12 protein-coding genes are annotated in these 12,517 nt (G+C 47.1%); 7 read left to right on the top strand and 5 right to left on the bottom strand.

Going from position 1 to position 12,517, the window contains the following annotated elements; all coding sequences use genetic code 11:
- The first annotated feature begins 52 nt into the window (after nucleotides 1–52).
- The 3 genes from WBA89_RS16650 (at nucleotide 53) to WBA89_RS16640 (ending at nucleotide 3,726) form a co-directional block, all read left to right on the top strand.
- Nucleotides 53–688 (top strand): pentapeptide repeat-containing protein, encoded by a 636-nt coding sequence (locus WBA89_RS16650; protein WP_424408295.1) that lies wholly within the window; start codon nucleotides 53–55, stop codon nucleotides 686–688.
- A gap of 48 nt (nucleotides 689–736) precedes the next feature.
- Nucleotides 737–1,903 carry a flagellar assembly protein H gene (locus WBA89_RS16645; RefSeq protein WP_424408294.1) on the top strand — a complete coding sequence of 389 codons (1,167 nt, stop codon included), beginning with the start codon at nucleotides 737–739 and terminating at the stop codon, nucleotides 1,901–1,903.
- Nucleotides 1,904–1,974: 71 nt separating this feature from the next.
- Nucleotides 1,975–3,726 carry a DUF3352 domain-containing protein gene (locus WBA89_RS16640; RefSeq protein WP_424408293.1) on the top strand — a complete coding sequence of 584 codons (1,752 nt, stop codon included), beginning with the start codon at nucleotides 1,975–1,977 and terminating at the stop codon, nucleotides 3,724–3,726.
- Between the two features lie 137 nt (nucleotides 3,727–3,863).
- Here WBA89_RS16640 and mrdA read toward each other — a convergent pair whose 3' ends face one another.
- Together mrdA and WBA89_RS16630 are read right to left on the bottom strand one after the other, a co-directional pair.
- Nucleotides 3,864–5,693, bottom strand: a complete 1,830-nt coding sequence (mrdA, locus tag WBA89_RS16635) for a penicillin-binding protein 2 (RefSeq protein ID WP_424408292.1) — start codon at nucleotides 5,691–5,693, stop codon at nucleotides 3,864–3,866.
- 33 nt (nucleotides 5,694–5,726) lie between these two features.
- A complete protein-coding gene (locus WBA89_RS16630; RefSeq protein ID WP_424408291.1) occupies nucleotides 5,727–5,921 on the bottom strand; it encodes a hypothetical protein in 195 nt (64 codons plus the stop codon).
- Between the two features lie 438 nt (nucleotides 5,922–6,359).
- Between WBA89_RS16630 and WBA89_RS16625 the strand changes: the two genes are divergently transcribed.
- Both WBA89_RS16625 and cysE read left to right on the top strand, forming a co-directional pair.
- Nucleotides 6,360–6,842, top strand: coding sequence for a hypothetical protein (locus WBA89_RS16625; protein ID WP_424408290.1), 483 nt, complete (start codon nucleotides 6,360–6,362; stop codon nucleotides 6,840–6,842).
- 159 nt (nucleotides 6,843–7,001) lie between these two features.
- Nucleotides 7,002–7,796 (top strand): serine O-acetyltransferase, encoded by a 795-nt coding sequence (cysE, locus tag WBA89_RS16620; RefSeq protein WP_424408289.1) that lies wholly within the window; start codon nucleotides 7,002–7,004, stop codon nucleotides 7,794–7,796.
- A gap of 258 nt (nucleotides 7,797–8,054) precedes the next feature.
- Here the strand turns inward: cysE and WBA89_RS16615 are convergent, their stop codons facing one another.
- Complete coding sequence (locus WBA89_RS16615; RefSeq protein ID WP_424408288.1) at nucleotides 8,055–8,636, bottom strand: Npun_F5749 family FMN-dependent PPOX-type flavoprotein; 582 nt, start codon at nucleotides 8,634–8,636, stop codon at nucleotides 8,055–8,057.
- 365 nt (nucleotides 8,637–9,001) lie between these two features.
- On the opposite strand from WBA89_RS16615, the gene WBA89_RS16610 reads away from it, so the two are divergent.
- Nucleotides 9,002–10,120 carry a tocopherol cyclase family protein gene (locus tag WBA89_RS16610; protein ID WP_424408287.1) on the top strand — a complete coding sequence of 373 codons (1,119 nt, stop codon included), beginning with the start codon at nucleotides 9,002–9,004 and terminating at the stop codon, nucleotides 10,118–10,120.
- A 196-nt stretch (nucleotides 10,121–10,316) separates the two neighbouring features.
- Here WBA89_RS16610 and clpS read toward each other — a convergent pair whose 3' ends face one another.
- Nucleotides 10,317–10,610: an ATP-dependent Clp protease adapter ClpS gene (clpS, locus tag WBA89_RS16605; RefSeq protein ID WP_424408286.1), complete on the bottom strand. Its 294-nt coding sequence runs from the start codon at nucleotides 10,608–10,610 to the stop codon at nucleotides 10,317–10,319.
- 180 nt (nucleotides 10,611–10,790) lie between these two features.
- Nucleotides 10,791–11,393, bottom strand: a complete 603-nt coding sequence (locus WBA89_RS16600; protein ID WP_424408285.1) for a superoxide dismutase — start codon at nucleotides 11,391–11,393, stop codon at nucleotides 10,791–10,793.
- 378 nt (nucleotides 11,394–11,771) lie between these two features.
- Here WBA89_RS16600 and WBA89_RS16595 point away from each other — a divergent pair, with 378 nt between their 5' ends.
- Nucleotides 11,772–12,314 (top strand): phosphate-starvation-inducible PsiE family protein, encoded by a 543-nt coding sequence (locus WBA89_RS16595; protein ID WP_424408284.1) that lies wholly within the window; start codon nucleotides 11,772–11,774, stop codon nucleotides 12,312–12,314.
- Nucleotides 12,315–12,517: the final 203 nt, after the last annotated feature.

The following is a 12,517-nucleotide window of genomic DNA, read 5'->3' as shown; positions in this document are numbered from 1 at the left end:
TTGGACGTTCGATGGGCGAGGACAGCAAAACATGAATAATGACTAATGACTAATGACTAATGACTTCTTCCTTATTCCCTCTTCACACATGACTCAAAATCTCAATTTTTCCAATAAAAACTTACGCAACCGTTCATTCAAAGGGCTTGACTTGTCTGGGGCGAACTTCAGCGGTAGCGACATTCGAGGCTGCAATTTCACCGGGGCGATTTTAAGGGGTGCAAATTTTCAGGGTGTCAGAACCGGACAAAGCCGCCGGCGGGTACAAAAGTTGATTGCTAGGGCTGGTGTAACTGCGGTGACTGTGACTGCTGCTGGGGCTTTGATGGGACTGATTGCGGGGGCGGATGCGGGGGCTGTGGCGGTGGCGGGGACGGCTGCGGCGGCGATTGCTGCGACTCGGTGCGAGGCGGGAATTGTGGCGGGGGCTGTGGCTGGGGCTGCTGCTGCGATCGGGATTAGCGGTATTGTCACATTTTGGGGCGGGGATACTCTGAGGGGAATTGGTTTGTTTTTGGTTTCTGGGGTAATTATGGGGTTAACGGCGATCGGCTTTTTTATTGCTGTTGAACAGATAGAACAATTGTCGGTAACGTCGTTTAGAAAAGCTGATTTGACTGGTGCTATATTCGATGCGGGGGCGGTTCTTGATGCTGATTTTTCCGATGCGCGAGGTTTGCCGTGGTAGACAACCTGCTTCTAAATCTAAAATCTAAAATCTAAAATCTAAAATCGGATGACTAAGTTTCCCCACGATCAGTTTGCTAAAGAATACCTGCAAGAGTTATTGTCGCCTCTCGGAGAAGTAGAAACGAGCAAAAATGTCACTGCTGAAGTTAGAGAAATTGATGTTTGGTTTCAACCCACTTCTTTTGAGGGCGAATATGTCCAAAGTTTGGGTTTGTTAGGTAAAATGGCTGCGACGGCGGCGATAATTGAACCGTTTCGCAATCCTGTGACTGCTGAGGGAATTTTTAGCTGTGTTGTTAAGTTATTAAATAGTAGGGCTAAACTGGGGCGACGGGCTAATGTAGAAGATCGACGTTTGGATGAAAGACAATTACCGATGTTGTGGATTCTCACTCCTACTGCTTCGGAACTTTTGTTAAACAGTTTGGGTTTTCGGACTGCTGAAGAGTCTGAGGGCTGGGGAAGGGGAGTTTATTTTTTATCGGAGGCTTGGAGAGTTGGGTTAATTGCCATTCACCAGCTACCGAAAACTCCAGAGACTATGTGGTTGCGGATGTTGGGTAGGGGGCGGGTGCAACAAGGGGCGATCGCAGAATTAACTGCATTTCCCATTGATGCTTCAATCCGAGCTAATGCGCTACAATTACTTTACATCTTGCAGGAAAATTTGCAAGCGAATACACCAACTAATCCCGCAGGGGATGATGAAGATCAGGAGTTAGTTATGGCGATCGTACCCCTTTTTCAACAAAAGTTACAAGAAGCACGAGAACAGGGTCTTGTACAAGGTATTGTACAAGGTGTTGTGCAAGGTATTGAGGAAGGAAGAGAACAAGGAATTGAACAAGGAAGAGAACAAGGACAGCGGTTAATTTTAGAGAATTTATTGCAGGTCAGATTTGGGGAATTAGATCCCGTAACTCTCGCTTTTGTACGCCCTGTATCGGCTTTGCCTACTGCCGAGTTTACGATGTTGTTGGTGCAATTGTCTGTGCTGCCGATCGCCCAAACCGATCGCCAACCAGTCCAAAATTTGCTAGCGGCAAGTATTTTGAACAACCGCTTCAGCGAATCAGGACAAGAAGAACGCCCGGTTACTCTCATCCCCAATTTGCTCAGCTTATCCCCAGAAAACTTATCATTACTGCTGTCGGAATTGCCTCAATTATCCCTGGAAAATCTGATGGCTAGATTGTCAGATCGATCGACTTAAAAACTAACTTCCGGGCGCGATAACCCCGACTTCTGAAACAAGTCGGGGTTCGGGGTGTACAATAGTAGACTGTGGTAATTTGTCATTTGCCGATGAAGTTGCGATCGTTATTTTCTTTCCTGATTGCTGGTGTCTTGGCACTCTTAGCCTTGGGTGCCGGCGGTTTTTACTGGCTGTCAACTCACACACCGCTGAATTTGCTCGCGGGCGGGCCGACAACTACTCCGGCTGCGGCTGTGTTTGTCTCGAAAGAAGCACCTTTGTTGGTTTCAATGCTGGTAAATCCCGATCGCCTCGAAGCATTGCGACAAGTTTTTGTCACTCCCAAAGAAAGAAGCCTCGCACACGCAGAATTCGAGCAAATCAAAAAAAGCCTCCTCGCCAATACTGACTTGGATTACAGTCGCGATATCCAACCTTGGATCGGTGACGAAATTACCCTCGCCCTCACAAATCCCGATTTCGACGATCGCAGCAAGGGCGAACAAACCGGGTTTTTGCTGGCTGTTTCTTCCCAAAATGCCGATCGCAGCCAACAATTTCTCAAATCCTACTGGCAAAAACAATCTCGTGCGGATAAAACAGTGCAGTCGGAAGTGTATAAAGGTGTCCAACTAAATTACAAAAAATTACCGACAGCCAAGCAAAAACCCGCTCCAATTTTGCCTTTAAACCCGCTTTCTCTGCCGAATTCAAATTTACCGTCAAGTTTCGCGACGGCGGCAATCCGCGGCCGTTCGGCTTCTGGAAATAACCTAAATTTTGTTTTATTTGCCAGCAGTCCGAATATACTTCGAGATGCAATTAATAACTTGGAAGCAGCCAACCTAAATCTCAGTAATAGTCCTAACTATCAAAAAGCTTTCCAACAGTTAGATCGAGGTAGAATAGCTTTAGCATTTGTCAATCTGCCGCAGCCAGCAACGCCGCAAAATCTCCCAGTTTCCCCTAATTCCCTCGCAGTTGCGATCGGAGTCAACCGACGGGGATTGCTGGCTCAAACTGCTTTAGTGACATCGCGAGAAAACACGGCTTCTCCGACACTCTCCGAACCGGTGCTGGCCTTGCAATATATTCCCTCAGCCAGTCCTTTTGCCGTCGCCAGCACCGATTTAAGGAATTTTTGGGCTGATTTGTCATCGGCGGTGTCGGCCAATGCAGAAGTATCTAAATTAGTCGATCGCGCCCTGGGAGATATTCAGCAAGTTTGGGGTGTCAATTTGCCGCAGGATATATTCAACTGGGTACAAGGAGAATACGCTTTAGCGGTGGTTCCGAGTTCTTCAAACAGTGCGGATTGGGTTTTTGTCGCCGAAACATCTGCTGATTCCGCAAAGGCGATCGACAAACTCGATGAAATTGCCCGCAGCAAAGAATATAGCATCGGCAGCTTCACTCTCAGAAACCAGAAAATTACCGCTTGGACGCAGTTGACAACTAGCTCGAATCATGGTAAGGAAAATAATAGGCAAAGTGCGATCGTAACTGAGGCAAAAGGAGTGCGAGCCACTGTCGGTAAATACGAAATTTTTACCACTTCAGTAGAAGCAATGGACGCAGCACTAAAAGCAGCCGAAACAGGTTCTTTGGTGGCCAATCAAGACTTTCAAATCAGCATCGAAGCGCTACCACTAGCTAACGACGGCTATTTTTATTTAGACTGGCCTTCGAGCAGATCGATTTGGGAAAAACAAATCCCGCTGTTGAGGTTAATTGAACTTTCGGCGAGACCGTTATTTGACCATTTGCGATCGCTCACTGTTACCAGTACCGGAGAAGTCGCAGGAACTCGCAAAGCTACAATATTTATGCGGCTGAATTAGTCAGTAGTCAGTTGTCAGTTGACAGTTGACAGTTGGCAGTTGGCAGTTGGCAGTAGTCATTAGATACTGACTAACAATTAACAACTAACAACTAACAACTAACAACTAACAACTAACAACTAACAACTGACTACTAACTATTCAGGGGTGACTACTATGGGGTTGACTGGTGTTTTCGGTTTCCCAAAATAAGCTTGAAATACGTCTTTGGCGATCGGGGCTGCTGCAACAGAACCAAAACCGCCATTTTCCACAATCACGGCGATCGCAATTTCTGCCTTTTCAGCAGGCCCGAATGCCACATATAGCGAGTGATCCTTCTGTCCGATTACCTCCGAAGTCCCTGTTTTGCCCGCCGTCAGCGGAATCGAACCGTCATTGAGTGCCTGTCCCGTACCCTCGGAAACCACCGCGATCAATCCTTCTTTAACCACCTGAACTGTCGAAGGTTTGAGCCCGATCTTTACCCGTTGAGTCTCTGGAGTGCCAGTCATAGATGTCAAAAGATGGGGCTTGACTCGATAGCCGCCGTTAGCGATCGAACTCACCATTACCGCCGCCTCCAAGGGAGTCACCAACACCAGCCCCTGACCGATCGACATCGTTACCGTATCGCCCGCATACCAAGGTTCTTTGTAGATTTTCTCCTTATCTTCCGGCGTCGGGAGTTGACCGTACTGCCCGCCGCTTAGTCCCAAAAGATTCAAATCCGTATCCTTGCCAATTCCCAAGCGGTGTCCCCACTTAGAAATTTGCTCCGGCCCGGTACTCATCCCCACCTGATAAAAAAATGTATTGCTGCTGAAAGCCAAGGCATCCCGAAAGCCGATGTTGCCGTAACCGCCGCTGTGTTCGTTAAAATCAATTCCCCCCACCGTAATGTAAGACGAAGTACCCAAAATAGAGTCTGGCGAAAACTTGCCAGACTCGAGACCGGCGACAGAAGTCACGATTTTAAAAGTGCTGCCGGGGGGATAGCCTTGCATCGCCCGATTCAAAAATGGATCTTCCTCGTCTTGAAGAGTTGCCCAGTCATCCTTCGTGATTTTTCGCGTAAACAGATTGGGGTCAAAAGTCGGGTGGCTGGCCATAACCAATACCGCGCCAGTTTTGACATCCAGGGCGACTACTGATCCCCGGCGGTTCCCCAGTGCTTTTTCCGCTGCTTTTTGCATGGACAAGTCGATGGTTAGCTGCACTGCCTCGCCCGGTTTCGGGGCTGTCTCTCCCATCAGCCGCAATTCTTGATTTTGGGCATTTACCTCGATCAGCCGATCGCCCCAAACTCCCGCAATTTCCTTGTTAGAACTTGCTTCTATGCCCATCTGACCGACAATCATCCCCATCGGATATTCCGGGTGAGCTTTCAAATCTGCTGCGGTAGCTTCGCCAATATATCCGAGAACGTGAGCCGCCAAACTGCCTTCGGGATAGTAGCGGTTCGCTTCTGGCCGCACTTCCACTCCGCGTATTTGTCCCACCTGTTCTGCTAGCGGCACAAACACCTCTGGCGGCATCGCTTGCTTGATCCGCACCGGTCTGTAGGATAGAGGATCGACCTCTTTGATTTTTTGTAAAATTTCTTTGGCCGGGATTTTAACCAGCGGACTTAACTTTTCTGCTGTCACTTTCCACTGTTCCGGCGTTTGTTCCCTCGGCCACAAATATACCGATCGAGCTAAATTGTTTGCCGCTAGCAGCTTGCCTTTGCGATCGACAATGTGTCCGCGATTCGCCGGCATTGGCACCAGGCGAACGCGATTGTTTTCGGCTCGTTCCCGGTTTTGCTTCCCTTGTACCAGTTGCAATTCCACCAGCCTAGTAGCGTGCAGGCTCAGCAAACCTGTTGCCACCAGCATGAATACGATCGCCCTGTGCATCGGACGCGACTGTTTCTTGGGAGTTTCCCCCAGAGTTTTGTCACCAGATCGAAATCCAGAGAGCGAAGAAATTTGTCGTTGCATCATTCTATAGGTAGATGTCAAATCCCAGATTTGAGATTATTTAATTGTCAATTGTGCAGTATACATCATCAGACCGGGGCGATCGTCTTGGTTCTCAGTCATTAGTTCTTGGGAATTGGGAATTGGGAATTGGGCATTGGGAATTGGGAATTGTTGACTGTTGACTGTTGACTGTTGACTGTTGACTGTTGACTGTTGACTGTTGCCAACTGCTTTCGGGTCAACTAACAACTGCCAACTAGCAACTAATGACTAATGACTAATGACTGCTGACTGCTGACTAATCGCCCAAGCACCAAGAAACAGCCAGCACAATCAAAGTCAGGCTCAGCCAATTAGGGAGGGCGGGCCAGCCGGATAGACCGATAGGGAACAATACCAAAACCTCTGTCAATAGCGAAGCGACCGTCAACAGCAAAACCAGAATTATCAAATTGATCATCTTGAGAGCGTATAATTTTGGGTGTGAGTCTAGCGCCTGTGGCAGAACTCGCAGTGGCACGAGCGAGGGCGACCGCACAGGTGTTTTTCTGATAAACATAAAGAACAGAATCCAGGATGTTTTGAACAAATTACAAAAAATTGTTCGCGGTCTAGAGATTCAGATGCTTGGGGCTGGGATGGGAAAATTCTGAGTTGTAATTGTAAGTTGTGACAAGGAGTATTGCCATGTTATTCAATCCAGGAACCCATTTCAAAAACAGTGCGATCTTAGCTGCGATCGCCGCGATCGCCGCCCTACCAGTTTTAGCAGAAACAGCCAATTTTGGCACATTAAATTTATCGCGAGGTTTTGGGGCCCCAACAGCTATTTTGAGAGGTTCCACAGGCGGATCGTACTCTCTCTCTGCCATTGCCAACGCCGATCGCCACAAAAACAAATGTTTGGGTTTTGCCACTCCTACTCCCGACCACATCATAACCTTGCAGGAAAACTTTTCCAAACTCACAATCCAAGTCAACAGCGGAGGGAAGGACACAACCTTAGTCGTACAAGGCCCCGGTAACAGCGTGCGCTGCGGAGACGATACAGGTCAGAATAAAGATGCCAGCATAGTTGATGCAGACTGGCAAGCAGGATCTTACAGAATTTGGGTCGGTACTCTCGAAGCCGGAGTCAAGTCTAACTATACAATCTCAGTACAGGAATAGAACGCAGCCACGCCCTAGGATGGGGACGCTAAAATATTCCGTCGTATCCTCAAATTCTCCCCCGATCGCCCAATCGACCGATCGACCGCTAACTTCCCTAATCCAGTAAAATTGTAAAATTGAAAGTGGCGTGTTAAACCAAAATTGGAAACTCCGAAAGTGCTAAAGACCCTTAAAGCTGACTTCAGTATAATTTTCGACCGCGACCCAGCCGCTCGCAACTGGCTGGAAGTTTTATTTTGTTACCCAGGTCTTCAGGCCCTAGTGCTGCACCGCCTCGCACACTGGCTGTATTTACTGGGACTTCCCCTCATCCCCCGCTTGATTTCCCACATTGCTCGCTTTTTGACCGGAATAGAAATTCACCCAGGTGCAACCATAGGCAAAAGCGTCTTCATCGACCACGGTATGGGGGTTGTCATCGGCGAAACAGCAATAATCGGCGATTTTGCCCTAATTTATCAAGGTGTCACCCTAGGAGGCACAGGCAAAGAAAGCGGCAAGCGTCACCCTACCGTCGGCGAAAACGTAGTTGTCGGTGCCGGGGCCAAGGTTCTCGGAAACCTGCTAATTGGCAACAACGTTCGCATCGGCGCAGGTTCCGTAGTCCTCCGCGACGTACCCTCAGACTGCACCGTGGTAGGGATTCCCGGCCGCATCGTCTATCGATCGGGAGTGCGCGTCAATCCCCTAGAACACGGCAGTTTGCCGGATTCGGAAGCTGTAGTAATTCGCTCTTTGCTCGATCGCATCGAATCCCTCGAACAGCAAGTAAAAACTTTGCTTCCTCAAGCATCTGTCTCCTTAAATTCCGTTCCCAATTCCCATTCAGCATTCCCAACTTTAAACAAAACCAGCAATGTAGCCCTAGCTGAAAAACCCCAAATTGCTCCCACCGCTTGTGAGTTAAAAGATAAAGCAATTCAAGAATTTTTCGACGGCACCGGTATCTAAAAATTTAATTAGTCAGTAGTCATTAGTCAGTAGTCAGTAGTCAGCAGTCATTAGTCATTAGTCAGCAGTCATTAGTCAGCAGTCATTAGTCAGCAGTCATTGGGAATTGGGAATTGGGAATTGGGAATTGGGAATTGGAATTGGGAATTGGGAATTGGAATTGGGAATTGGAATTGGGAATTGGGAATTGGTTACTAATGACTAAGGACTACTGACTAAGGACTACTGACTAAGGACTACTGACTAATAACTTCTTTTTCACGGATTGACCGATCGCACAAACCAATTTCCATCCCCATCGCGCCCGTAAAGCGATCTGTTCTGCGGTTCTCCCCGCAACTCCAAAAAATCCACCGTTTCCGGTTCCAACAACAGCAAACAAAAATTCGGCAGCGGCTCGTGAGCATCTGGGGAAGCAGAATCAAAAGCACCAGCATCCGCCTTATCTTCCCCCGGTGCAGGCCAAGCAAATTGATCTCGACCCGCCTCAGAAAGCTCCTGCCAAGCTGTGCGGCGCGCTGTCAACAACTCCGAATCTGCATCGTCTTGCCGCACCACAATCAGTTGTCCGGCAATCCGAAATTGTTCGCGAGTTTTAGGGAAATACCAGCAAATCTCCCCCCAAGGATAGAGGGCAATTTCCTCAGCCTTCTGACTGCGAATATCAGTAATAAATTTCAACCGATTAGTATCTTCTAAAAAACCTCGAAACACCACAGTGCGGTTAGCCGGACGCCCAGTGGCGCGGACTGTTGCTAATTGCAAGTACCTAGAAACAGGAAGACTGCGATTGCGGTGGAGAGCTCGCGCTAAGGGATCTCGCCAAAGTGCTAAAGTCATAATTAATCTTCTATCATGTTAGTCAGCAGTCATCAGTCAGCAGTCATTAGTCAGCAGTCATTAGTCATTAGTCATCAGTCCTCAGTCATCAGTCCTCAGTCAGTAAGCTGTTGCGGCATTTAAATTCTATGTCAAATGCGCGACAACTTAGTCATCAGTCCTTAGTCCTTAGTCCTTAGTCACTAGGAATAGGAAATGATAACTGACAACTGACAATTAACTACTGACAACTGACAACTAACTACTGACAACTAAGAGTACCCGCACGGGGCACCGCCCCTACCAACTGACTAATGACTAATGACTGGTGACTAATGACTAATGACTAATGACTAATGACTCTTCTTTCTGCTATTGGTAATTTTATGTCAAATACACACTCAAAACTCAAAACTATTGAAACTCCCCACAGCGGCTACCACTGGGACGGCAGTTCCCGGCGCTTTTTTGAAGGCTGGTACTACCGAATAACATTACCCGTTCACGGACAATCCTTTGCCTTCATGTATTCAATCGAAGACCCCAGAGGCAGTCAACCGTACAGCGGCGGTGCCGCCCAAATTCTCGGCCCCAAAGATAGCTATTTGTGCCGCACCTTCCCCGATGTAAAAAAGTTTTGGGCGCACCGAGAAAGCTTGGGCTTCGGACATTGGGGAAAAACAGACTTACAAATGAAACCCGAATATTTAGAGCCGCAGGTATTCGACAGTCACGTCCAAGAAGGCTATCAAGCTACTGCTACTTTGAATCAAGGTTATCTGCACGATCCCGGAAGCAGCAGTCACTGTTTTTGGCAGTACGAAATTAAACCAGTTTACGGCTGGGGAAACTCTCAGGAACTCCAGAAATCTACAGCGGGAATGCTATCTTTTTTGCCCGTATTTGAGCCTGGATGGCAAATTTTAATGGCTCACGGTTTAGCCACGGGCTGGATAGATTGGAACGGTCAACGCTATGAATTTACAGATGCTCCCGCTTACAGCGAAAAAAACTGGGGCGGTGCTTTTCCGCAAAAGTGGTTTTGGATTAATTGCAATTGTTTTCAAGGCGAAAGCGATTTAGCTTTAACTGCTGGCGGCGGCAAGCGGGGCGTTCTCTGGTGGATGGAATCGGTGGCAATGATTTGTCTGCATTACCGAGGCAAATTCTACGAGTTTGTGCCTTGGAATTCCCAAGTTACTTGGAATATTGAACCTTGGGGAAGCTGGAAAATGCAGGCGAGAAACAGTCAGTTTGAAGTTGAATTGATTGGCACTACAAAGAGTTCTGGTACTAACGTGCGAACTCCTACAGAACAAGGCATGGCTTTTTGCTGCCGGGATACGACGCACGGTGATTTGCGGTTGCAACTGCGAGAGTTGTTGGGGGGAAATGTCGATCGCAATGGCAAGCAGCGTTATAAAATTATTTTAGAGGCTCAAAGTTCTTTGTCGGGTTTGGAAGTTGGCGGCGGGCCTTGGGATGAAGTTTGGCGATCGAATTAAGTCATTAGTCAGTAGTCATTAGTCAGTAGTCATTAGTCATTAGTCATTAGTTAACAAGTCAACAGTTAACAGTCATTAGTCTGCAAGTCATTAGTCAGTTAACAGTTAACAGTTAACAGTTAACAGTTAACAGTTAACAGTTCACTTTAAGATTAATTAGCCACAAAAAGTCAAACTTTCGGGATTCTACAGACTTTTAAGTAGACTCTAGCGGAGCCATTGTCAGTCCAGCACGGCTCAATTGCGTATGATAAAGTTCTGCTTGTTCTTGCGGGCCAACCCAGACGGTGGCCAGGCCTTCGTTGTGGATTTGGTTGGCGAGATCCCAAGCTCGATCGCTCGTCATCCCTGGAATGTATTTTGTCAAACATTCCACTACGTGCTGAAATGTATTGAAATCGTCGTTGAGGACTATTACCCGATAGTTGGGATAAGGCTTGCGGGTAACTTGACTCGATCGAACGGGTGCTATGGTTGGTGAAGAGGTCATCGCGCGAACAGCCACTAAAACTACAAAATTCGTAAAGTAAAATAGTTACCTTTTCGACTATAACACAATTTCGTAAAATTTTTAGGACTGCTCGGCGGGGCGATCGGCTTCGCCATCTCTCAACAAGGAGTTGCATTCCTCTCGGTAGAGAGGAATGCAACTCCTCAAACCCCTATGCTACTAAGCCGCAGCCAAATTTGCTGCTGCGAAATCCCAGTTAGCCAAATTATCCAAGAAATTAGCAATGTAGTCGGGACGGCGGTTTTGGAAATCCAAATAATAAGCGTGTTCCCACACATCCAAAGTCAGCAACGGGGTTTGGCCGTGTGCTATCGGAGTGTCGGCGTTCGCAGTTTTGGTAACTTTCAAAGTACCGTTGTCCAAAACCAGCCAAGCCCAGCCGCTGCCGAACTGAGTTGTCGCAGCAGTCTTGAATTCTTCCTTGAATTTGTCGAAGCTGCCAAAGTCGGCGTTGATTTTCTCAGCTAAAGCTCCTGTCGGAGTGCCGCCGCCGTCGGGTTTGAGCGACTTCCAAAAGAAATTGTGGTTCCAAACTTGACCTGCATTGTTGAAAATGCCGGATTTGGACGGGTCTTTAGCAGATGCCTTGACAATTTCTTCAAGGGATTTGCTCGCCATTTCCGTCCCTTCAATCAGTTTGTTGAGGTTGGTCACGTAAGCAGCGTGGTGCTTGTCGTGGTGGAACGAAAAGGTCTTGGCCGACATATGATCTGACTCTAGAGCGTCAGCGGCGAAGGGTAATGATGCAAGTGTAAATGCCATTGTGTTCAATCCTCTCTGGGTGGCTTTTGTTTTTGAGTTGACTTTCCGGCTTTTCTATAATTTGAGCCTAGAGTCCCTAGCTTGAGTTTATCAAGCGGTCGTAAATAATTCTTTACACTTTTCCTATTTTATCTCAGTTGCAGCATTTTAGGATTTTGAATTCTGGTTTTCACCAAATCTACTAATACCATGTTTCATTCAGCACAAACATTGCTATAATGTCAACCCACCTGCGCGATAAAATAAAAGCTCGTGGGAAATTTGTCAACAAAGCGAAGTTTGATGGTGGTTATAAATAAATTAAACCTATTTTTTGTCAAAGATCGGCTCGATTTAACTTAAGCTGTAAGCAGGTCAAACAGATTGCAGGAGCTGTCAATGGAAAACCGTTCAAACAATCATCAGACAAGTAGCCCCCCGCAGTGGTTGAATCTGAAACTAATAGTCAGCGGCCTCGAAACTGTTCAAGATTTAATTGTAATTTCTTTGTGTATCGGTTTGTTCTGCTTTATGGTCATCGAACTGCGAGAAATGTTTTTCTCGCTGTTGCCTCCTTTGGATTTTCAGCTAGTGACGGCAGATATTCTATTTTTATTAGTTTTGGTGGAATTATTTCGGCTGCTAATTATTTATTTGCAAGAGCAGCGCGTTTCGATAGGTGTGGCTGTAGAAGTTTGTATTGTATCAGTTTTGCGAGAAGTTATCGTGCGGGGAGTGCTGGAAACTCCCTGGGTTCAAATATTATCAACAGGAGCATTTTTGCTGGTTTTGGCAGTGTTGTTAGTAGTCCGGGTTTGGTTGCCGCCAACCTTTGAGGGAATTGACCCAGAACGCCGTTTTTCTAAAAAAAGGAAGAATCAGTTAGAGTCAGAATCTTCTGCCGATCCTGTGGCAGTCAATAGCAATTTTAATTCTCATTGAGTACAGCGAACAGGCGATTTGAGAGTTGAGATCGGGCATTCTACAACAGATTAACCGCGTTAGCAACGGGCTTTCTGTGACATTACTCCGACTATCAGGTGCGGAGCTTCTAAGAATCACTTCTTAGATTTCCTAGTTATTCCCTTGCGGGTTTTCGACTTTGACCTAGATTGAAGTGTCTCAATCCCCGGCAAACCGTCTGC

Origin of the sequence: Microcoleus sp. (genome assembly GCF_049646505.1) — a bacterium.
Classification (GTDB): Bacteria; Cyanobacteriota; Cyanobacteriia; order Cyanobacteriales; family Microcoleaceae; genus Microcoleus.
Note: the sequence above shows the minus strand (reverse complement) of the source record. Positions and strands in the feature narration are given on the sequence as shown.

Bases quoted from the DNA above. Each gene is read 5' to 3' on its own strand.
- WBA89_RS16615 (WP_424408288.1), bottom strand. From the start codon at position 8,636: ATGACTTTAGCACTTTGGCGAGATCCCTTAGCGCGAGCTCTCCACCGC.
- WBA89_RS16650 (WP_424408295.1), top strand. From the start codon at position 53: ATGACTAATGACTTCTTCCTTATTCCCTCTTCACACATGACTCAAAAT.
- mrdA (WP_424408292.1), bottom strand. From the start codon at position 5,693: ATGATGCAACGACAAATTTCTTCGCTCTCTGGATTTCGATCTGGTGAC.
- WBA89_RS16625 (WP_424408290.1), top strand. From the start codon at position 6,360: ATGTTATTCAATCCAGGAACCCATTTCAAAAACAGTGCGATCTTAGCT.
- WBA89_RS16645 (WP_424408294.1), top strand. From the start codon at position 737: ATGACTAAGTTTCCCCACGATCAGTTTGCTAAAGAATACCTGCAAGAG.
- clpS (WP_424408286.1), bottom strand. From the start codon at position 10,610: ATGACCTCTTCACCAACCATAGCACCCGTTCGATCGAGTCAAGTTACC.
- WBA89_RS16610 (WP_424408287.1), top strand. From the start codon at position 9,002: ATGTCAAATACACACTCAAAACTCAAAACTATTGAAACTCCCCACAGC.
- WBA89_RS16595 (WP_424408284.1), top strand. From the start codon at position 11,772: ATGGAAAACCGTTCAAACAATCATCAGACAAGTAGCCCCCCGCAGTGG.
- WBA89_RS16600 (WP_424408285.1), bottom strand. From the start codon at position 11,393: ATGGCATTTACACTTGCATCATTACCCTTCGCCGCTGACGCTCTAGAG.